We start from the raw sequence: 20,221 nt of genomic DNA on the forward strand, positions 1-20,221 counted from the left end.
AGCCAAGGACATGACGATGCCCCATGAAATCCCGCCCCGCTCGGGCGTCGCCTTCACGCTCGACAAGGGGCAGCGGCTGACCGTGATCGATCCCAAAGGCGAACAGGTCGCCGACCTGCTCGCCTTCGCGCGCGACGATGTCGCCGAGGTGATCAGCTCGGGCCGGACGCTCGATTATGCCAGCCGGATCTACCTGACGACAGGCGACAGACTCTATTCGAACCGCAGCAATGTCATGCTCGACATCGTCGATGACACGGTCGGTCGCCACGATTTCCTTTTGACGCCGTGCTCGAAGGACACGTTTCGCATCATCTATGGCGACACCGATCCGCACCGCGGATGTTTCGGCAACCTCGCCGCCGCGCTCGCGCCCTATGGGGTCGCCGAAGACATGATCCCCGTCGCGTTCAACTGTTTCATGAACGTGCCGGTCAATGGCGAAACCGGCGAGCTGACGGTCGAACCGCCGCTCAGCAAGGCGGGCGACCGGATCGTGTTCGAAGCGCAGGCCGATCTCGTCATCGGCCTAACCGCTTGCTCGGCGCTGCAATCGAACAACGGCAGTTTCAAGCCGATCCACTACGAAATCGCTTCGTGAACGCCTACAGCGCGGCACTCGCCGCAGACCTCGGCGCCTTTGAAGGCGCGCCGCCGGCTGCGCCGCTGACCGCACTCGCGCGTATTTACCTGACCTATGGCTGGCGGCATCGCCGGCTGCCGCAACTCGCCGATCCGGTCCGCTTCACCGACCTTGTCCAGTGGCGCAAGCTGTTTGACCATGATCCGCGCCAGCCGCGCCTCGCCGACAAGGTCGCTGCCAAGGCCTATGCCCGCCGCCTGCTCGGCGAGGGATGGATCACGCCGACGCTGTGGCACGGCGATGTCCTGCCCGAACGACCCGAATGGACCGGACCGTTCGTCGTCAAGTCGCGCCACGGGTGCAACCAGACGCGCTTCGTGCGCGGCGGGGCCGAGGATTGGGATGACATCCGCCGCGCCGCCGCCGGCTGGATAACGACGCGCTACGGCTATTGGCTCGATGAATGGCTCTATCGCGAAATCCCGCGCGGCATCCTCGTCGAGCCGTTCATCGGCGATGGCGGGGCGCTGCCGGTCGATTACAAGCTTTACGTCTTCGGTGGACGCGTCACGCACATCCAGGTCCATCTCGACCGCGAGCACGATCATCGCTGGATGCTGTTCACGCCCGACTGGCGGCGACGGTCGGCGCCCAGCGCCGATACCGACCCGCCGCGTCCGCGATCGCTCGACGCGATGATCGCGGCGGCCGAGACTTTGGGCCAGGGGTTCGATTTCGTCCGCACCGATTTCTACGAAGTCGGCGGGCGCCCGTTGTTCGGCGAAATGACCTTTTATCCCGGCTCGGGGCTCGACCCGTTCGATCCCGACGATCTCGATCTCGAACTCGGCGCGCTGTGGCGCGCGGCGCGCGATTTCGCGCCGCCAGCACCCGCGCCATCGCCATCGGCGATCTGGCACGGATTGCTCGAGGGCCTAACCGGCGATCAGGCGGTTACCCGATCGGTGTGATCCCCGTCGTCGAGATGATGATTCCGGCGAGTGCCGCCGACATCAGGTTGGCGAGGCTGCCCGCGATCAGCGCGCGGATGCCGAGCCGCGCGATCATCGGGCGCTGATTGGGGGCGAGCCCGCCGGTCACTGCCATCTGGATCGCGATCGAGCTGAAATTGGCGAAACCGCACAGCGAGAAGGTGACGACCGCGATCGTGTAGGGCGACAGCGTCCCCTGGATCGTGCCGAGTTCGATGAAGGCGACGAACTCGTTGAGCACCAGCTTGGTGCCGAACAGGCCGCCCGCTTGCCCCGCTTCGGCGGCGGGCACGTTGAGCATCATCATGACCGGCTGGAAGACATAGCCGACGAGCTGCTGGAAACTGAGATCGGGCTCGCCGAACAGACCGCCGACCGCGCCGAGCAGGCCGTTGGCGAGCGCGACGAGCGCGACGAAGGCGAGCACCATCGCGCCGACCGCGACCGCCAGCTTGACGCCGGTCTGAGCGCCCTGCGCGGCGGCCATGATGACGTTGGCGGGGCGTTCGTCGGCATGGCTCGCATCGGCCAGCTCGACGGGTTCGATGCCGATGTCTTCGGGGTTGTCGGGGACGATCATCTTGGCCATCAGGATGCCGCCCGGGGCCGACATGAAGCTTGCGGCGAGGAGGTAGGGGAGCAACTGCTCGCCGATGACGCTGGCATAAGCGGCGAGGATCGTGCCCGCGACGCCCGCCATACCGACGGTCATGATCGTGAACAGCTGGGCGCGCGTCAGGCCGGCGAGATAGGGCTTGATGACCAGCGGACTTTCCGACTGGCCGACGAAGATGTTGGCCGCCGCGCCGAGGCTTTCGACCTTGGTGATGCCGGTGACCCACTGGATCGCGCCGCCGACCCATTTGATGATCAGCTGCATCACGCCGAGATAATAGAGAATGGAGATCAGCGAGGCGAAGAACACGATCACCGGCAGCGCGCCCAATGCAAAGGTGTTGGCGAGCGGGTTGGTCGCGCTCGGCCCGAACAGGAATTCGGTGCCCTTGCTGGCATAGCCGAGCAGGCTGGCGACACCCATCGACAGCGTCCGGATCACCGCGCGCCCGCCCGACGTGCCGAGCACGAGAAAGGCGAAGCCTGCCTGCAACGCAAACGCGGCGCCGACGACGCGCGGGCGGATCGCACGGCGGTTGGTCGACAGCGCAAAGGCGATTGCCAGGATGACGACGATGCCGCCCAGTCCGATCAGGAAATTATACATATTTTACCGCCCCTCCCCGGGCATTTCGCGCTGGCATAGCGGCAGAGACGACGGTGCGGAAGCATCAAAACCATCGGCCGCTGCGCAACTTGGCAGCAACGGCTTTCACAGCGGCGCAAAGCCCGTTATGCGAAGGCGCATGACATCGACCCCCGACGCGCCCGGCGCGACCGCCATCCCCGTATCCGATACTGCCGACGCATCGCTGTCGCAGCCGGTCGCCGCGCAGATTCCGCGATCGCTGTTCGTCCTGTCGGTGTTCTACGGCGGCATGGTCTGCATTGCCGGCGTTCTCGGCAACAAGCAGGTCGCGCTGGGCCCGCTCGCGGTCGAGGCGGGCATTTTCGCCTTTCTCCTGCTCGTCGTCGTATCGAGCGCGGTTGCCGAACTGCATGGCCGCAGCGTCGCCAACCGGCTGGTCCGCTATGGCTTCATCCCGCTGATCACGTCGATCCTGCTCGCGCTGCTCGTTCTCTTCCTGCCCGCATCGCCGGGGATGGAGCCCGAGCGGCTCGGCGCGTTCGACATGATGATGCGCGCGACGCCGCGGATCTGGGTCGCGGGAATCATCGCCTATGGCGTGTCGCAGACGCTCAACGTCTCGATCTTCAGCGCGCTGCGCCGTCCCGGCGGCAGCTTCCTGTGGATCCGCGGCGCGGTCGCCGGCGTACTCAGCCAGATCGTCGATACGCTGCTCTTCATCACCGTCGCCTTTTACGGCATCTTCCCGATCACCGGGCTGCTCGCCGGGCAGCTGCTCGCCAAGGTGACGCTGTCGATCGTCCTCGTGCCGGTTTTGATTCAGGCGTGCGTCGCCTTCGGCAAATGGCTCGATCGGCCCGCCGACGCCTGACGATCTCGAAGTGGCGGGCTGTTCAGGGCTGTGCTAGTCGGCTAAGGCGGCGTTCGCCCTCCGATGCCTCATGTGGAAGCCTTTATGCTCGTTATCGTCCAAATTCTTTCGATCCTGCTGACCGTCGCCTGGTGGATCATCATCATCCAGGCGGTGATGAGCTGGCTGATCGCGTTCAACGTCATCAACACCTACAACGACTTCGTCGCCAATATCTGGACCGCGCTCGACAAGATGACGCAGCCGATCTACCGGCCGATCCGCAAGATCATGCCCGATTTCGGCGCGCTTGACCTGTCGCCGATGGTTGTCCTGATCCTGATCCTGATTCTCCAGAGCGTCATCCTGCCCGCCATGCTGCGGGCGGCGGGATAAGCCGCGCATGACCGCAGAAATCATCGACGGAAAAGCCTTCGCGCTCGACTTGCGCGAGCGAGTCGCTGCGCTGTCGGCCGATTTCGCCGCGAAGGCGGGTCGCCAGCCGGGCCTTGCCGTCGTCCTTGTCGGCGACGATCCGGCGAGCCAGGTCTATGTCCGCGCCAAGGGCAAGGCGACGCTCGCCGCGGGCATGCTCAGCTTCGAACACCGGCTGCCGGCCAGCGCGAGCGAGGACGAGGTCCGCGCGCTCGTTGAACAGCTCAACGCCGACGCTGCCGTCGACGGCATCCTCGTCCAGCTGCCGCTGCCCGATCATATCGACGAACATGCGGTCATCACCGCGATCGACGCGGGTAAGGACGTCGACGGCTTCACGCCGGAAAATGTCGGTCGGCTCGCTTCGGGCCTCGACGGCTTCGTACCGTGCACGCCATTGGGCTGCCTGATGCTGCTCAAGGACCGGATCGGCGATCTCGCCGGGCTCGACGCGATCGTTATCGGTCGCTCGAACATCGTCGGCAAGCCGATGGCGGCATTGCTGCTCGGCGCCAGCTGCACCGTGACGATCGCGCATTCGAAGACGCGCGATCTGCCCGCCAAGGTCCGCGCCGCCGATATCGTCGTCGCCGCGGTCGGCCGCCCCGGCATGATCAAGGGCGACTGGCTCAAGCCCGGCGCGACGGTGATCGACGTCGGCATCAACCGCATCGCGGGCGACGAACCCGGCACGACGCGGCTCGTCGGCGATGTCGATTTTGCGGGTGCGATGGCGCATGCCGGCGCGATCACGCCCGTGCCCGGCGGCGTCGGCCCGATGACGATCGCGGTCCTGCTCCGCAACACTCTCGTCGCGGCGCATCGGCGCGCCGGCGTCGCTCTTGCCAGGGACGCGATATGACCCGATCTGCCCCTCTCGCCAGTCTCCTCGCCGCGAGCGCTCTGCTCGCCGGCTGCGCAACCAACCGTGTGCCCGATGCGCTCGGCAACCGTCCGCTGCTGGCCAATCCGAGCGCAGTCATCGCAACCGAGATCGCCTTTGCCCGCGCCGCGCAGGACGACGGGCAATGGACCGCGTTCCGGCGCTTTGCCACCGACGATGCCAACATGTTCGTGCCTGAACGCGTCGTCGCGCAAAGCTGGCTCAAGGGTCGCGCCGATCCGGCGCAGGCGGTGCGCTGGCAGCCGCAAGGCGTCGTCATGTCGTGCGACGGCAATGCCGCGGTATCGACCGGCGCTTGGCAACGTCCCGACGGCAGCCAGGGCTATTTCACGACCGTCTGGCTGCGCCAGGGCGACGGCCGCTGGAAATGGGTGCTCGACCATGGCGATACGCTTGCCGCACCGCGCGGTTCGTCCGACGCGATCTCTTCGCGCGTTGCCTCGTGCAAGGCGCTGCCCGCCGCGCTCCCCGCCGCAACGGCAACGGGTGATGTGAAACAGGGCGCGTCGCGCGACCGTAGCCTCGTCTGGTCCTCGGCAGTCGCGCCCGACGGCGCGCGCACGGTCACCGCGCAGCTGTGGAACGGAGCCGCGTTCGAGACGGTGCTTGAAGACACGGTCGCCGCCGAATAAGGCGCGGCGAAGCGCGCAACGAGGCATTCCATGATCGAACTTTTCATCTCTGCCTTCATAACCTTCCTGGTGATCGTCGATCCGCCGGGCTGCACGCCGATTTATGCCAGCCTGACGACCGGCGCGACGCCGGCGCAGCGCAACGCGATGGCGATCCGCGCGATCGTCGTGTCGGCGGGCATATTGCTCGTCTTCGCATTGTTCGGCCACGCGCTGCTCGGCGCGCTCGGGATCGATCTCGAAAGCTTCCGCATCGCCGGCGGCATCATGCTGTTCCTCATTGCGCTCGAGATGGTGTTCGAAAAGCGCACCCAGCGGCGCGAGGAGCGCGCACAGGAAATCATTGACGATCCCGAGATCGAAGACGTCTCGATCTTTCCGATGGCGATGCCGATGATCGCCGGTCCGGGCTCGATCGCCTCGGTGATGCTGTTGATGGGAACCTCGACCGACTGGGCGACGCGCGGCGTCATCCTCGGCGCGCTCGGCCTCGTCCTGCTCATCACGCTCGCGGCGCTGCTCGCGGCAGGGCCGCTGATGAAGCTGCTCGGCGAGCGGATGGAAATCGTCATCACCCGCGTGCTCGGCGTCCTGCTCGCTGCGCTGGCGGCACAATTCGTCATCGACGGGCTGCGCGCCAGCTTCGCCTGAGGCGCCAGCATTTATCCCACGAAAAAGGGGCCGATCGCTCGGCCCCTTCGTCGTTCTGGCTGTCGTCGCGTTTAGCGAACGGCGTTGACGTCGTTCTGCGTGACCGGCGAGATGCGGATCTCGACGCGGCGGTTGCAACGCTTGCCGGCTTCGGTGCTTTCGTCGCACTTCAGCTGCGTTTCGCCGAAACCCTGCGTCGCCATACGCGCCTGCTGGACGCCGCGGCTGGCGAGGTAGTTTGCGACCGAGCGCGCGCGCTGTTCGGACAGCGTCTGGTTGTACTGGGCGCTGCCCGACGAATCGGTGTGGCCGTAAACGTCGATATAGGTGCTCGGATACTGGACCAGAGTCTGCGCGACCTGCGACAGGACCGACGCCGCGCTCGGGCTGACCGTTGCGCTGTTGAGTGCGAAGGTCACGTCGCCCGGCATGTCGAGGACGAGCTGGTCGCCGTCGCGCACGACGTTGACGTCGGTGCCCGCGGTCTGTTCGCGCAGCTTCTTTTCCTGCTGGTCCATGTAATAGCCAACGCCCGCACCGGCGACTGCGCCGATGCCCGCGCCGACGATTTCGGCGGTGCGGCTGTTGCGGCCGCCGATCAGGTCGCCGAGCAGATAGCCTGCGCCGGTGCCGAGGACGCCGCCGATGGCAGCCTTCGAGATTTTCTTGTTGCCGGTCACCGGATCGGTGACGCAGCCGGTGGTAACCATGGCGATGGCCATGCCGACGCCGGTCAGGAATTTGGTGGTATTCTTCATGATATATCCCTTTCGTCTGGGTGCTTGTTCGCTTCCCACAACTGGCTGATCCAACGGTGCACGCGCGCGATTGTTCCGCCTGCGCATCATATCGCGACGATTGCGCAGTTGTCTGGCGAGCCGCTAGCCGCTTATAGGCCATAGCGTGGCCAATTTCTCGCTCCTCGTACGATCTGACAGCGCCGCCGGGACGCCCGCAGCGGTGACGCGGTGACGCCCTTTCCGTGGACCGATGCGCTCGTCATCCTGGCGCTCGTCGCGCTCAACGGCATCTTCGCGATGTCCGAACTGGCGATCGTTTCGGCCCGCCGTCCGCGGCTCCAGGCGATGGAAAAAGCGGGCCATCGCGGTGCACGCGTCGCACTCGCGCTGGCCGCCGATCCGGGCAAGTTCCTCTCAATCGTCCAGGTCGGCATCACGCTGATCGGAATCATTGCCGGCGCCTATTCGGGCGCCAGCCTCGGCGGTCCGGTCGGCGAACGGTTCGTCGCCTGGTTCGGACTTGCGCCGGACACCGCCGCGACGCTCGGCTTCGCGCTCGTCATCGGGCTGACCACTTACGCCTCGCTGATCGTCGGCGAGCTTGTCCCCAAGCAGTTCGCGCTGCGCAATCCCGAACCGATCGCCGCGGCGATGGCGCGGCCGATGCTGTGGCTGTCGGTCATCTCTGCGCCGATCGTCTGGCTGCTCGACGGCAGCAGCGCGCTGATCTTCCGCCTGCTGCGCCTTAACCGCGAATCGAAGGAACACGTCACCGCCGAGGAAATCCACCTGGTGATGATCGAGGCCGCGCGCGCCGGGGTGATCGAGGAAAGCGAGCGCGCGATCATTTCGGGCGTCGTCCGTCTCGGCGATCGCCCGGTCCGCGAAGTGATGACCCCGCGGCCCGAAATCGACTGGCTCGACATCGACGCCGATCCCGCCACGACGCGCGCGCAGATCCTCGCCTCGCCGCACACGCGACTGCCCGTCGCGCGCGGCTCGGTCGACGACATCGTCGGTGTCGTCGGCTTGCGCGATATCGTCCGCGTCCTGCTCGAAGGCGGCGAGCCCGATCTTGCCGCGCTGATGCGCCCGGCCGAAATCCTGCCCGACCAGCTCGACGCGATGGATGCGCTCGGGCGGCTGCGTACGGTCGAGGTGCCGATGGCGCTGGTCCACGACGAATACGGCCATTTCGAAGGGATCGTGACGCCGTCGGACATCCTCGCGGCGATCGCGGGCGAATTCGTCTCGGACAAGGACATCGGCACCGACCCCGCCCTGGTCGAGCGCGAAGACGGTTCGGTGCTGATCTCGGGCGGGACCTCGGCCGAGATCCTGGTCGAACGGCTCGGTATCACGCTGCCCGAGGATCGCGATTACGCGACCGTCGCGGGCCATGCCTTGTGGGTGCTCAAGCGACTTCCTCAAACCGGCGAGCATTTCACCGACCAGGGCTGGCGGTTCGAGGTTGTCGACATGGACGGCCGCCGGATCGACAAGCTGCTCGTCAGCGCGATCGAGCGCAAGCCGCCGCCGCGCGAGGATGACGGCGAGGTCTAGGCGCCAGCGATACGTTCGCTTGTCCCGTTGGCCCGAGACCTTTGACCAGGCTCGGGACCCCATAACGCTTCGATACGGACCTGCGGTCCTACACAGGGCAAACGGGGAGCTTGCCGCTCAGCCGAGCGCGCCGAACTTCGCTTCGAAGCCGGCACGGTCGCCCGCGGCGAGCAGGCGCGCCTGCTGGGTCCAGTCGTCGCGCCGGATGCGGCCGGCGAAATTGCCGATCTCGCCGTCGATCCGGTCGATATCGGCCTCGCTCCACGCGGCGATTTGGTCGAAGCGGGTCACGCCGAGCGCGGCGAGCCTTGCCACCAGCTTGGGCCCGACCCCCTTCATCACCGACAGGTCGTCGCCGCCAACTTCTGCGGTCGGGGCGGCGGCAGGGACCGGATCGGGCGCGGCAGGCAGCGGGTCGATCGTCGGCGGCGGCGCGGTCGTCGGCTGAATCCGCTCAGCGGGGGAAGGGGCAGGCGGATCGGCAAAGGCATTGCGCTTGGCCGCGACGATATCGGGCTTGCGCGGTTCGAGCGGCGCGCGCGGTTCGTCGCTGGCGACCCGCCCGGCACGCGGGTCGCGGCGCGGCACGAAAAACACCACCGCTGCCAGCACCAGCAGCAGCGCGATGACGAGGACGATCCAGTATTGATTGAGAATATCGGCCATCTGGTGGCTCCTTCGCAGTTAGCGTCAGTGGCTGTCCGCCGGCGGGAGACTAACGCCGCGATCGTGCGCGCGTCCAGCCCCGTCGGTCAGCGTTTGCGCTCCAGTTCGCGCCAGCCGATATCGCTGCGGTTGAAGCCTTCGGGATAGTCGATTGCATCGACACCTTTATAGGCCGCCTCGCGCGCCGACTTGACCCCGCGCCCCGTTGCGACGACGTTGAGAACGCGCCCGCCGCTCGCCACGAGCTGCTCGTCGATGAGCGCGGTGCCGGCGTGGAAGACCGTCGCGCCGGTTGCTTCGGCGGCGTCGATGCCGCCGATCGCGCCACCTTTCCTGGGCTCGTCGGGATAGCCCTTGGCCGCGATCACGACCGCCAGTGCGGTACGGTTGGCAAAGCTCGGCGGCGCCATCGTGCCGAGTTCGCCGTTGGCCACCGCGAGCATCAGCGCGAGCAGGTCGTCGTCGAACCGCGCCATCAGCACCTGGCATTCGGGGTCGCCGAAGCGGACATTGTATTCGACCAGCTTGGGACCCTCGTCGGTCAGCATCAGCCCGGCATAGAGCACGCCTATGTAAGGCGTGCCGTCCTGCGCCAGCGCCTGGACCGTCGGGCGGACGATCGTGTCGATCGCCTGCGCCTCGAGTTCGGGGGTCAGCACGCTGGCCGGGCTGTACGCGCCCATCCCGCCGGTGTTGGGGCCGGTGTCGCCGTCGAACGCGCGCTTGTGGTCCTGCGCGCTGCCGAACGCGACGAAATGCTTGCCGTCGGTCAGCGCAAACAGGCTGACCTCCTCGCCGGTCATGAATTCCTCGATGACAACCGCCGCGCCCTTTTTACCGAAGCGGCCGCTGAAGATGTCCTCGATCGCGGCTGTCGCCTCTGCCTCGGTCTCGGCGATTGTCACGCCCTTGCCCGCGGCGAGTCCGTCGGCCTTGATCACCACCGGCAGGTCGAACGCCTTCAATGCGCGCAATGCGCTGCCCAGCGCACGGGCATGGCGGAATTTCGCGGTCGGGATGCCGACGCGCTCGCACAGTTTTTTCGTAAACGCCTTCGAGCCTTCGAGGCGCGCGGCCTTCTTGTCGGGGCCGAAGACCGCGATCCCGACCGCGCGCAGGTTGTCGGCGAGGCCGTCGACCAGCGGCGCCTCGGGCCCGACGACGACGAGCTCGATCGAGTTGCGAAAACAGAAATCGACGATCCCGCGATGGTCCTCGAGCTTGAGCGGCGCGATCGTCGCGATGGCGGCAATCCCGGGGTTGCCTGGCGCGGCATAGAGGGTATCGAGAGCGGAAGATTGCACCAGCTTCCACGCCAGCGCATGTTCGCGCCCACCGGAACCGAGCAGAAGGACGTTCATGGATCAGGCCCCCGATCAGGATGACAATAACGGCAACGCGCCGTTTTCGGCGTCTGGTCGGCTGGTAGCGCAGGACCGCGCGGGGGACAATGCGCCGCCGCTCAGCGTCAGCGAAATCTCTGGCGCCTTGAAGCGCGCGGTCGAGGAACGCTTTGGCCATGTCCGCGTCCGTGGCGAGATATCGGGCTTCAAGCGCGCCGGCTCGGGCCATGTCTATATGAGCCTCAAGGACGACAGTGCTGTGATCGACGCGGTCATGTGGAAGGGCTCGGCCGGCCGCCTCGCCTTCGCGCCGCAGGACGGTGTCGAGGTGATCGCGACGGGGCGGCTGACGACCTATCCGGGCCGATCGAAATACCAGATCGTGATCGATTCGCTCGAACTGGCGGGCGAGGGCGCGTTGATGGCGCTGTTCGAGAAGCTCAAGGCCAGGCTCGCCGGCGAAGGCCTGTTCGCGCCCGACCGCAAGCAGCGACTGCCCTTCCTCCCGCGCACGATCGGCGTCGTCACCTCGCCGACCGGCGCGGTCATCCGCGATATCCTCCACCGGCTCGCCGATCGCTGCCCGACGCACGTCCTCGTCTGGCCGGTCCGCGTCCAGGGCGACGGCGCGGCAGCCGAGATCGCCGCGGCGGTGCGTGGCTTCGATGCCATCGAACCCGGCGGCGCGATCGCGCGGCCCGATCTCGTCATCGTCGCGCGGGGCGGCGGCTCGATCGAGGACCTGTGGGCATTCAACGAAGAGGTCGTCGTGCGCGCCATCGCCGACTGCCGCATTCCGACAATCTCTGCGGTCGGGCACGAAACCGACACCAGCCTTGCCGACTATGCCGCCGACGCGCGCGCGCCGACCCCGACGGCTGCGGCCGAAATGGCGGTGCCGGTTCGCGCCGAATGGCTCGGCACCGTGCGCGAGCTCGGCCTGCGCGCGCAGCGTGGCCTCGTCCGCCAGCTTGAACGCGCGGGCGAACGACTGCGTGCGCTCGCCCGCGTCATCCCCAGCCTCGATCGCCTCGTCGCGCCGCAGCGCCAGCGGCTCGACGACCAGGGCGAACGCCTCGCCCGCGCGCTCGGCCAGCGGCTGCTGCTCGCACGCCAGGTTTATGCGCGCTCGGGTGATCGTCTCGCGCCCGTCCTGCTCGACCGCCTGCTGCGCCGCGACCGCGACCGTCTCGCGAGCGGTGCGCGCGTCCTCGCCTCGCTCAATCCGCGCGCGATCCTCTCGCGCGGCTATGCAATGGTCACCGATGCAGCGGGCAAGGTTGTCGCCAGCGCGGCGCGCGCCCGCGCCGCTGGCGCACTGACGCTCCAGTTCGACGACGGATCGGTCGCTGCGCACACCGGCGAGGGCGATCCGCCTCGCGCCGCACCCGCCCGCGCGCCGCGCGCCGCCAAGCCTGCGCCCAAGGGGCAGGTCGACCTGTTCGATTAGGGCGACGAGGAGGCGCGGCAGCGTTTGCATGGCGCGCGCGCATCTGCGATAAACGCTGCAGAACGACCCTGAAACTGGACAGACACCGATGTTGATGAGCAACCGGGGCCGCGTTGCGCGGCTTCATTATATGGGCAGCCACTATCGCGTCCTGACCGCGGGCGACCACGTCCTGTGCGCCGCAACGGGCGAGCCGATCCCGCTCGACGAACTCAAATACTGGTCGGTCGCGCGGCAGGAACCCTATGCCACCGCGCGCGCATCGGTCGAGGCCGAGCTCGCCGCGCAGCGCGCGTGAACGCCCTGCCAAGATCTGCCACTGTCACGGCGCGCATCGTTGCCGGGTTCGCGACGCTGCTGCTGACGACGACCTGCACCGTCGTGCCCAGGCCGGCAGCCGAAGCGCCGCCGCCGGTGGCGGTTTCCCGACCGACACCCGCCATCCCCATCATCCAGCCGCCCGCCCGCCCGTGGACCATTGCCTCGGCGAGTGAGCAGGGCGCGGTGCTGCGCGGCGTCGCGCCGTCGGGCACCGTCGCGCTCAGCCTTGAAGGCAACGCAGTGCCGATCGCCGACGACGGCGCGTTCATCATCGCGTTCGATCGTGACGCTCCGTCCTCCGAAACGCTCACTGCGACCTTCGCCGACGGTCATAGCGACAGCCGCACGATCGCGATTGCGCCGGGCCGCTGGGATATCCAGAATATCGACGCGTCGCTGACCGGCGGCGTATCGAGCGCCGAGTTCCAGCGCCGCCGCGCACCCGAGCTTGCGCGGATCAATGCCGCGCGCGCGCAGGCCAACGCCGTCGACGGCTGGCGGCAGGCCTTCATCTGGCCAACCGACGGCCGCATCACCGGCGTGTTCGGTTCACAACGGATCTATCGCGGCACCCCGGCCAGCTATCACAGCGGCGTCGATATGGCGGGCGCCACCGGCACGGTGTTTCGCGCGCCCGCCGACGGCGTCGTCATCCTCGCCGCCGACGAACCCTTCACGCTCGAAGGCCGCCTGCTGATGATCGACCACGGCCACGGCCTCAACAGCGCCTTCCTCCATTGCTCGAAGCTCTACGTGACCGAGGGGCAACAGGTCCGCCAGGGGCAGCCGCTAGGTGAAATCGGCTCGACCGGCCGCGCCACCGGTCCGCACCTCCACTGGAGCATGAAGCTCGCCGGCGCCCGAATCGACCCGCGCAAGCTTGCCCGCCCCGCGCGATAGGCGGCTTGCCGTACCGTAAGGCTCCGTTCGCGCGGCTCACGCGGCAAGGCGATTTGGGCTGCCCCACCCTCGCCGAACCAATTTGCCTAATGGATTCAATGGAAACGGCAGATGCCTGCACCCTAGGCGAAGCGTGACAATTTTGAGACAGTACCGAAAGAAATAGGTTTCCGGCCCCCGGCTCCATTTACGCCACTGGGATAAATTGGCAGATAGCGCGGTAATTCACATGGCTTGGTGTGATCCGCATTTACCCAATTGAATTCTAGCAAGGGGATGAACATGAATACCATTACGCAACGCAAGGCGGCCTTTAAGGCGGGCTCGGCGCTCCAGGCGCTCTCGCTCCTCGGTGCCGGCATCTTCGCCGCAACCGCATTTGCCGCCCCCGCCATGGCGCAGGATACGCAGGACGCCAGCGTCGGACCGATCGAAAGCCAGGACGCTTCCACGACGGACGCATCGGGTTCCGCTTCGACGGGCCAGGGTATCGTTGTTACCGGTTCGCGCATCCGCCAGCCCAATCTCGAATCGGCCAGCCCGATCACGGTGATCAGCAGCGAAGAGTTCGCTCAGACGGGCACGACGCGCGTTGAGGATCTCGTCAACTCGCTGCCTCAGGTTTTCGCCGGCCAGGGTTCGAATATCTCGAACGGCGCCAGCGGTACCGCGACGCTCAACCTTCGCGGCCTCGGTTCGGAGCGCACTCTGGTGCTCGTCAACGGCCGTCGTCTCGTCCCGGGTGACCCGAGCACGTCGGCTGCCGACATCAACGTCATTCCCGCCGCGCTGATCAAGCGCGTCGACGTTCTGACTGGCGGCGCATCGTCGGTTTACGGTGCCGATGCCGTTGCCGGCGTCGTCAACTTCGTGATGGACACGACCTTTGAAGGCTTCAAGCTCGACACGCAGTATTCGGTCTACAGCCACAACAACCGCAACACCAAGCAGATCACCGATCCGCTCGACCAGCGCGGCTTTGGCTATCCGCGTGGTCTGTCGACCAATGGCGGCACCTTCGACGCCACGCTCGCATTCGGCGCTGGTTTCGATGACGGTCGTGGCCATGCCACCGCCTATGTCGGCTATCGTAAGATCAATCCGGTCAACCAGGCCACTCGTGACTATTCGTCTTGCGCGCTCTCGGCTCGCACTGCGGCCCAGGTTACCGCGAACGGTCAGCTTTACACCTGCGGTGGCTCGGCAACGTCGCCCCAGGGCACGCTGTTCGCTTACGACAGCAACGATCCACGCACGGCGACCTTCACTTCGCTGACCTATCAGTTCGGCCCCAACCGCACGCTGGCGCCAGGCTTCACTCCGTTCAACTACGCGCCGACGAACTATTTCCAGCGTCCTGACGAGCGTTACACGGCCGGCGTCTTCGCCGACTACGAAATCTCGCCTGCGCTCCATCCCTATATGGAGTTCATGTTCATGGACGACCGCACGGTCGCCCAGATCGCTCCATCGGGGGACTTCGGCAACACGCTTTCGCTGAACTGCGACAACCCGCTGCTTGGCGCGAGCCAGCTTGCAACGATCTGCGATAACGAGAACCTTCTCGTCAGCCCTGCGCCGGGTGATGCCTTCACCGTCGTCGGCAATGTGGCCGCCGAAAATGCTGCGCGCATCGCACGTGGCCAGGGTGAGCCGCTTCTCCCAACGACGGCGTTCAACTTCATCGATCCGTCGACGGGCACCACCTACAACCGTGGCTTCGCTCAGATCCTGCGCCGCAACGTCGAAGGCGGCTCGCGTCGCGACGATTTGCAGCACACGAGCTATCGTGCGGTGCTTGGTACCAAGGGTGAGCTGGGCTCGGCATGGTCGTACGACGCCTATTATCAGTATGGTCGTACCAACTTCGCTGAAACCTACAGCAATGACTTCTCGGTCACGCGTCTCAACCGCGCGCTCGACGTTGTCACCGGACCCGGCGGTGCGCCCGTTTGCCGTTCGACGCTCGACGGTACTGACCCGAACTGCGTGCCTTGGGATATCTTCTCGCCCGGCACGGTGCAGCCTTCGCAGGCCTCGATTGCCTACCTGCAGACCCCTGGTCTTCAGCGCGGTATCGTGAGTGAGCAGGTCGCATCGGCTTATGTTGCCGGTTCGCTCGGCGAATATGGCATCCAGTCGCCTTGGGCCGACGAAGGTGTCAGCATCGTTCTCGGCGGCGAATATCGCAACGAACGTCTTGAGTTCTATGCCGATACCGCGTTCCAGACGGGCGATCTCGCCGGTCAGGGCGCGCCGACGCTTCCTGTTGCCGGTTCGTTCAACGTGAAGGAATTCTTCACCGAAATCAGCATTCCGATCGCACATGACAGCTGGGTTTACGATCTCTCGCTGACCGGCGGTTATCGTTATTCGGATTACAGCACGGGTGCGAAGACCGATACGTACAAGATCGAAGGCGAGTTCGCTCCGATCCGCGACATTCGTTTCCGCGGTGGTTACAACCGGGCCGTTCGTGCACCGACCGTCCAGGATCTGTTCGCACCGCAGCGCGTCGCGCTTGACGGTTCGACCGATCCCTGCTCGGGCGCTGCCATCGCGGCTTCGGACGTTGGCTGCTTGGCGCAGGGCCTGACCGTTGGTCAGGTGGTCGCACCTAACCCGGCTGCTCAGTATAACGGGCTGATCGGTGGTAACCCCAACCTGGTGCCCGAAGTTGCCGACACTTACACGGCAGGCGTGGTGCTCACCCCGACCTTCCTGCCCGGCTTCTCGGCGAGTGTTGATTATTTCAACATCAAGGTTAAGGGCGCGATCCAGGGCATTGGTGCCGACACGATCCTGCAGAATTGCAACCGTACGACGGCTGATCCGTTCTTCTGCGGCCTGATTACGCGTGACGGTTCGGGTTCGCTGTGGCGGACTTCGAACGGCTACGTGAACGATCTGTCGCAGAACATCGGTCGCCTTGAAACGGCCGGTATCGACATCAATGCGGCTTACAGCCGTCAGATTGGTGGCGCGGGTCGTCTGGGCCTCAGCTTCGTCGGGACCTACCTCGACAAGTTGGTGACCAACCCGGGTGTTGGTCCGGACATCGAGTGCGTTGGTAAGGCCGGCAACGTCTGTGGCACGCCGAACCCGAAATGGCGCCACCAGGCCCGTGTCAGCTTCGACATGCCCAACGGCTTCGGTACGTCGCTGCGCTGGCGTTATTTCGACCCCGTCGATCTCGACGGTGGCCGTCCGGGCGCTTCGCACTTCGACGCGGTCAGCTACTTCGATCTGGCTTTGACGATGGCGGTTGGCGATCACTACAAGTTCCGTCTCGGCGCGAACAACCTGCTCGACAAGTCGCCGCCGGTCACTGGCGGTCAGGCTTGCCCCGCCGGCTTCTGTAACGGCAACGTCTTCGCGCAGGTCTATGACGCGCTCGGCCGTTACATCTACGCCGGTGTCACGCTCGAATTCTAAGCGTCGACATGATGAACTTGAGAATGGCGGGCCGTTTCGGCCCGCCATTTTCATTTGTGCCGACCAACCAGCCGTCGGAATTCCCTGATAGCGTTGTCATACCGTGACCCACGAGGAAGCCCAGGCTGCCCTAAGTGGTTTATCGCTCGACGATCCGGCGACATTGTTTCGGGTCGGTATCGGTTTGCTCAACGCCGATCGTCCTGAGGAACTGCTTGAGACCGCGAGAGCGGCCGCATTGCGCCACCGCGACAACCCCAGGCTTCAACAACTGCTTGGCCTCGCCGCGCGTGCCACCGGGAACAGCAGGCTGGCGCTCGATGCCTTTGATCGCGCGGCACGACTTGCGCCGGCCGATCCGCTGATTGCCCACAGCCATGCCCGCGCAGCGCTCGAAGCGGGGGAGCCGGCAACGGCCTTGTTCGATCGTGCGGCACGGTTATCGCCGCAGGACGCGTCGGTTGTTCTGGGGCGTATTGCCGCCATCGCGGCCGCCCATTCGGTCGATGCAGCGATCGATGTGCTGGCCCCGATCGTCGGGAAGAATGCGCTGTGGTTCGAGGGTCATCGCACGCTGGCTCGGCTGAAGGGTCAACAAGGCCTCGATCCTGCTGAAAGCGTCATCCAAGCGCTATCGCAGCATCCGGACCAAATAGATTTGCACCGCGAACTCATCGCAATCCGGCTTGAGGCGCGCGACCTCGACGGGGCCGACAACGCAGCAAGCATCGCATTCGATCAGTTTGGGGACCAGCCTTGGCTCGCCGAATTGTGTGCGCACATTGCTTCCGAACGCGGCGCATTCGACCAGGCCGACAAGCTTTTTATGGCATTGGGCCCGGGCCGTTCTCTTGGTCTGGTGGCGCAGCGCGCGCGTCATCTGATCCGGGCCAATCGGCCCGAACGCGCAATCGAATTGATCGAACCATGGATTGAAAACGACGACGACCGGCTGCTTTGGCCCTATCTGGCGCTGGCCTGGCGGATGACAGGCGACCATCGCTGGACCTGGCTTGCCGGCGATGAGCGACTGATCGGCGTTTACGACCTGGGCGATCAGGTGGGCGATCTAGCTGTGTTGGCGGATCACCTCCGCGGGCTGCATAACGCCAAGGGCGCTCCACTTGATCAGTCGGTCCGTGGTGGGACGCAGACCGACGGAAATCTCCTCCTGCGCGACGAGGCCCCGATCACGGGTCTGCGTTCAAGGATCCTCGAAGCGGTCGCGGATTATATCGCGCAACTGCCGCCACCCGAGAGCGGCCATCCCTTCCTGATCGCGACGCGTTCGCCGGTGCGCATCGCCGGATCGTGGTCTGTTCGGCTGGTCGATGACGGGTTTCACGCAGATCACATCCACAGCCAGGGCTGGATCAGTTCGGCCTTTTATGTCTCGCTGCCTGGCGGGCATGATTCGGCGCAATGCCAGGGCAGTGAAGAGGGTTGGCTCAGTCTTGGTGAAGCGCGGGACCTCGTGCCCGAACTTGCCCCGGTTCGCCTGGTCGAGCCCAAACCCGGTCGGTTGGTGCTATTTCCATCGATCATGTGGCATGGTACGCGCCCATTTCCTGCGGGCGAGCGGCTGACCGTCGCGTTCGATATCGCCCGTCCCCAGCAAGGTTGAATTCATGGCTTCACGTCCCGTTTCTCCGAAGGTTCCGCCTCCGGCACTACTCAAAGCGCTGCATACGATGCGTGCGGGTGACATGGAATCTGTCCTCGACATCGTCGATTCGGCTCTGCCCGACGCGGCCGATCGCGCGCCGTACCTGGCACTTGCCGGACAGGCCGCCTTGCGCCTCAATCGGGCCGACCGGGCCATCGGTTATCTTGTCGACTTGCTCGCTTTGCATCCTGACGATCGCGCGACCAAAGCCAACCTGGCGAATGCCCTGCTCGGTGTCGGGGATTTTGCCAGGGCGCTCGAAATTGTCGCGGGCGCTCCCGAAGCGTCGCTCGCGCGTATCGAAGCCTATATCCATCAGCATCAGGATCGGCTCGATGAAGCTGTTCCGGCCTATCGGCGTGCGATTGCCGCCGATGCGAATGACCTCGCGAGCTGGAACAACCTCGGCAACGTGTTGGCCCAGCTCGGCGAAGTCGATGACGCAATTCGCGCCTTCGAGCGCGCGATCACTTTGGCACCCGCAGATATTCCGATTTACCTGAATCTCGCCGACTTGTTGATGCGGTCGGATCTGCAGGAGGCGCGTCTCAGGACGCTCAAGGACGCTCAAAGCGTTGCTCCCGAAAACCCACAGGTCCTGACCGAACTCGGGCTCGCCTATGCGGCAAATGACGATCTCGAGAACGCTATCGCGACGCTTCGCGAGGCGATTGACCGGTCGCCCGATTTTGGTGCCGCTCAGCTCGAACTGGGCCTCATCTTCGAAACGCTCAATCGTGTCGACGACCTCGCCGCGCTGGTTGAGCAGAGCAATACAAAGGATGCCCCTCCCGAGCTGTCGTTCCTCCTCGCATGGCAGGCGCGCCGCGAGGGGCGCTTCGACGATGCCGCGGCGCTCGCGGAGGCGATTCCCGAAACGATCCTGCCGTTGCGCCGTTATCACCTGATCGGTGGCATCGCCGACCGGCGCGGCGATGCGGCGACCGCCTTCCCCGCCTTCGAGCAGATGAATCGAGAGGCCGTGGCGCTATCGCCGCCGCTTGCGGGGCCCAGTTTTCGTAGCAAGGTCGAGGCCGATTTGGCGGTCTGGACCAATGAATGGGCGGGCGGCTGGGTCAATGTCGAATCCGCCGACGAGTTTCGTGATCCGATCTTCCTCGTCGGTTTCCCGCGTTCGGGCACGACATTGCTCGATACCATGTTGATGGGCCTGCCGACCCTGTCGGTGCTCGAAGAACGGCCGATGGTCGCGCGCACACTCGCGCTCCTTGGCGACGACGCATTGCCGACGCTGACGCCCGATCGGATCGGCGAATTGCGCGCGGCCTATTTCGAATATGCCCGCGAATATGGCTGGGCGGATGATCGTTGGCTGGTCGACAAACATCCGCTCAACATGGCGCGCGTCCCGTTCATCCAGCGACTGTTTCCCAAGGCGCGCTTCATCCTTGCCGAGCGGCATCCCTATGACGTCGTATTGAGCTGCTTCATGGCGAACTTCCAGCTCAACGTGGCGATGCGCAGCTTCACCTCGCTCGATGAGGCCGCAAAGACGTACGATGCAGTGTTCTCTGCGTGGCATCGCGCTCAGACGCTTTTACCCTTCCAATCGCACGCGGTTCGCTATGAACGCCTCGTCGTCGACTCGGCCGCCGAGCTCACTCCGCTGGTCGAATGGCTTGGCGAAGAATGGCATGACGATCTGCTCGATCATCAGCAGACCGCCAGCGCGCGCGGCCGCGTACGAACCGCCAGTTACTCTCAGATCGGTGAAAAGCTCTACACCCATGCGAGCGATCGCTGGCGTCGCTACAGTGACCATCTGGCGCCGGTGATGCCGATCCTGCGCCCCTGGGCCGAGCGTATGGGATATGAGACCGAGTAACAGCCCGGGGGGTAACGGTGAATAACCCCCCGGGGTAGTC

General features: G+C 65.5%; 18 protein-coding genes. 14 read left to right on the forward strand and 4 right to left on the reverse strand.

What is annotated here, in order from left to right:
* Nucleotides 1-10: 10 nt before the first annotated feature.
* Nucleotides 11-601, forward strand: coding sequence for a DUF1989 domain-containing protein (locus FSZ31_RS01945; protein WP_147121372.1), 591 nt, complete (start codon nucleotides 11-13; stop codon nucleotides 599-601).
* The gene (locus FSZ31_RS01950) at nucleotides 598-1,554 is read left to right on the forward strand and encodes an ATP-grasp fold amidoligase family protein (RefSeq protein WP_236643618.1); all 957 of its coding nucleotides are present in this window, start codon (nucleotides 598-600) and stop codon (nucleotides 1,552-1,554) included. Before FSZ31_RS01945 ends, FSZ31_RS01950 begins: the two co-directional genes overlap by 4 nt.
* Here FSZ31_RS01950 and FSZ31_RS01955 read toward each other — a convergent pair.
* Nucleotides 1,538-2,797 (reverse strand): NupC/NupG family nucleoside CNT transporter, encoded by a 1,260-nt coding sequence (locus tag FSZ31_RS01955; protein WP_147121373.1) that lies wholly within the window; start codon nucleotides 2,795-2,797, stop codon nucleotides 1,538-1,540. The genes FSZ31_RS01950 and FSZ31_RS01955 overlap by 17 nt on opposite strands.
* Nucleotides 2,798-2,936: 139 nt before the next feature.
* Between FSZ31_RS01955 and FSZ31_RS01960 the strand changes: the two genes are divergently transcribed.
* From FSZ31_RS01960 to FSZ31_RS01980, 5 genes are all read left to right on the forward strand, one after another.
* On the forward strand, nucleotides 2,937-3,650 hold the full coding sequence (locus tag FSZ31_RS01960; RefSeq protein WP_147121374.1) for a queuosine precursor transporter: 714 nt from the start codon (nucleotides 2,937-2,939) through the stop codon (nucleotides 3,648-3,650).
* An 84-nt stretch (nucleotides 3,651-3,734) separates the two neighbouring features.
* Nucleotides 3,735-4,025: a YggT family protein gene (locus tag FSZ31_RS01965; RefSeq protein WP_147121375.1), complete on the forward strand. Its 291-nt coding sequence runs from the start codon at nucleotides 3,735-3,737 to the stop codon at nucleotides 4,023-4,025.
* A gap of 7 nt (nucleotides 4,026-4,032) precedes the next feature.
* Entirely contained in the window at nucleotides 4,033-4,926 is an 894-nt protein-coding gene (folD, locus tag FSZ31_RS01970) for a bifunctional methylenetetrahydrofolate dehydrogenase/methenyltetrahydrofolate cyclohydrolase FolD (protein WP_147121376.1), read from the forward strand.
* The gene (locus tag FSZ31_RS01975) at nucleotides 4,923-5,600 is read left to right on the forward strand and encodes a Cif family virulence factor (RefSeq protein ID WP_147121377.1); all 678 of its coding nucleotides are present in this window, start codon (nucleotides 4,923-4,925) and stop codon (nucleotides 5,598-5,600) included. Before folD ends, FSZ31_RS01975 begins: the two co-directional genes overlap by 4 nt.
* A 30-nt stretch (nucleotides 5,601-5,630) precedes the next feature.
* A complete protein-coding gene (locus tag FSZ31_RS01980) occupies nucleotides 5,631-6,251 on the forward strand; it encodes a MarC family protein (RefSeq protein WP_147121378.1) in 621 nt (206 codons plus the stop codon).
* A 71-nt stretch (nucleotides 6,252-6,322) separates the two neighbouring features.
* Here the strand turns inward: FSZ31_RS01980 and FSZ31_RS01985 are convergent, their stop codons facing one another.
* Entirely contained in the window at nucleotides 6,323-7,009 is a 687-nt protein-coding gene (locus FSZ31_RS01985) for an OmpA family protein (RefSeq protein WP_147121379.1), read from the reverse strand.
* A gap of 210 nt (nucleotides 7,010-7,219) precedes the next feature.
* Between FSZ31_RS01985 and FSZ31_RS01990 the strand changes: the two genes are divergently transcribed.
* Nucleotides 7,220-8,554 carry a hemolysin family protein gene (locus tag FSZ31_RS01990; RefSeq protein WP_236643619.1) on the forward strand — a complete coding sequence of 445 codons (1,335 nt, stop codon included), beginning with the start codon at nucleotides 7,220-7,222 and terminating at the stop codon, nucleotides 8,552-8,554.
* A 117-nt stretch (nucleotides 8,555-8,671) separates the two neighbouring features.
* Here the strand turns inward: FSZ31_RS01990 and FSZ31_RS01995 are convergent, their stop codons facing one another.
* Together FSZ31_RS01995 and purD are read right to left on the reverse strand one after the other, a co-directional pair.
* The gene (locus FSZ31_RS01995; RefSeq protein WP_147121380.1) at nucleotides 8,672-9,220 is read right to left on the reverse strand and encodes a hypothetical protein; all 549 of its coding nucleotides are present in this window, start codon (nucleotides 9,218-9,220) and stop codon (nucleotides 8,672-8,674) included.
* Between the two features lie 86 nt (nucleotides 9,221-9,306).
* A complete protein-coding gene (gene purD, locus FSZ31_RS02000) occupies nucleotides 9,307-10,581 on the reverse strand; it encodes a phosphoribosylamine--glycine ligase (RefSeq protein ID WP_147121381.1) in 1,275 nt (424 codons plus the stop codon).
* Between purD and xseA the strand changes: the two genes are divergently transcribed.
* From xseA to FSZ31_RS02030, 6 genes are all read left to right on the forward strand, one after another.
* A complete protein-coding gene (gene xseA, locus FSZ31_RS02005) occupies nucleotides 10,580-12,013 on the forward strand; it encodes an exodeoxyribonuclease VII large subunit (protein WP_147121382.1) in 1,434 nt (477 codons plus the stop codon). The two genes, purD and xseA, sit on opposite strands and share 2 nt — an antisense overlap.
* A gap of 88 nt (nucleotides 12,014-12,101) precedes the next feature.
* Nucleotides 12,102-12,311 carry a DUF2093 domain-containing protein gene (locus tag FSZ31_RS02010; protein ID WP_147121383.1) on the forward strand — a complete coding sequence of 70 codons (210 nt, stop codon included), beginning with the start codon at nucleotides 12,102-12,104 and terminating at the stop codon, nucleotides 12,309-12,311.
* The gene (locus FSZ31_RS02015; protein WP_236643620.1) at nucleotides 12,308-13,234 is read left to right on the forward strand and encodes a M23 family metallopeptidase; all 927 of its coding nucleotides are present in this window, start codon (nucleotides 12,308-12,310) and stop codon (nucleotides 13,232-13,234) included. The genes FSZ31_RS02010 and FSZ31_RS02015 overlap by 4 nt, the downstream gene beginning before the upstream one ends.
* 282 nt (nucleotides 13,235-13,516) lie before the next feature.
* Nucleotides 13,517-16,669, forward strand: a complete 3,153-nt coding sequence (locus FSZ31_RS02020; RefSeq protein WP_147121384.1) for a TonB-dependent receptor domain-containing protein — start codon at nucleotides 13,517-13,519, stop codon at nucleotides 16,667-16,669.
* 103 nt (nucleotides 16,670-16,772) lie between these two features.
* Nucleotides 16,773-18,293 (forward strand): 2OG-Fe(II) oxygenase family protein, encoded by a 1,521-nt coding sequence (locus FSZ31_RS02025; RefSeq protein WP_147121385.1) that lies wholly within the window; start codon nucleotides 16,773-16,775, stop codon nucleotides 18,291-18,293.
* Nucleotides 18,294-18,375: 82 nt separating this feature from the next.
* Entirely contained in the window at nucleotides 18,376-20,181 is a 1,806-nt protein-coding gene (locus FSZ31_RS02030) for a tetratricopeptide repeat-containing sulfotransferase family protein (RefSeq protein WP_161595922.1), read from the forward strand.
* The last annotated feature ends 40 nt before the right edge of the window (nucleotides 20,182-20,221 follow it).

This window comes from Flavisphingopyxis soli (genome assembly GCF_007995095.1).
GTDB classification, from domain to species: Bacteria; Pseudomonadota; Alphaproteobacteria; order Sphingomonadales; family Sphingomonadaceae; genus Flavisphingopyxis; species Flavisphingopyxis soli.

Coding starts and splice junctions, on each gene's coding strand:
- FSZ31_RS01945 (WP_147121372.1), top strand. CDS start 11: ATGACGATGCCCCATGAAATCCCGCCCCGCTCGGGCGTCGCCTTCACG.
- FSZ31_RS01955 (WP_147121373.1), bottom strand. CDS start 2,797: ATGTATAATTTCCTGATCGGACTGGGCGGCATCGTCGTCATCCTGGCA.
- FSZ31_RS01960 (WP_147121374.1), top strand. CDS start 2,937: ATGACATCGACCCCCGACGCGCCCGGCGCGACCGCCATCCCCGTATCC.
- FSZ31_RS01965 (WP_147121375.1), top strand. CDS start 3,735: ATGCTCGTTATCGTCCAAATTCTTTCGATCCTGCTGACCGTCGCCTGG.
- folD (WP_147121376.1), top strand. CDS start 4,033: ATGACCGCAGAAATCATCGACGGAAAAGCCTTCGCGCTCGACTTGCGC.
- FSZ31_RS01975 (WP_147121377.1), top strand. CDS start 4,923: ATGACCCGATCTGCCCCTCTCGCCAGTCTCCTCGCCGCGAGCGCTCTG.
- FSZ31_RS01980 (WP_147121378.1), top strand. CDS start 5,631: ATGATCGAACTTTTCATCTCTGCCTTCATAACCTTCCTGGTGATCGTC.
- FSZ31_RS01985 (WP_147121379.1), bottom strand. CDS start 7,009: ATGAAGAATACCACCAAATTCCTGACCGGCGTCGGCATGGCCATCGCC.
- FSZ31_RS01995 (WP_147121380.1), bottom strand. CDS start 9,220: ATGGCCGATATTCTCAATCAATACTGGATCGTCCTCGTCATCGCGCTG.
- xseA (WP_147121382.1), top strand. CDS start 10,580: ATGGATCAGGCCCCCGATCAGGATGACAATAACGGCAACGCGCCGTTT.
- purD (WP_147121381.1), bottom strand. CDS start 10,581: ATGAACGTCCTTCTGCTCGGTTCCGGTGGGCGCGAACATGCGCTGGCG.
- FSZ31_RS02010 (WP_147121383.1), top strand. CDS start 12,102: ATGTTGATGAGCAACCGGGGCCGCGTTGCGCGGCTTCATTATATGGGC.
- FSZ31_RS02020 (WP_147121384.1), top strand. CDS start 13,517: ATGAATACCATTACGCAACGCAAGGCGGCCTTTAAGGCGGGCTCGGCG.
- FSZ31_RS02030 (WP_161595922.1), top strand. CDS start 18,376: ATGGAATCTGTCCTCGACATCGTCGATTCGGCTCTGCCCGACGCGGCC.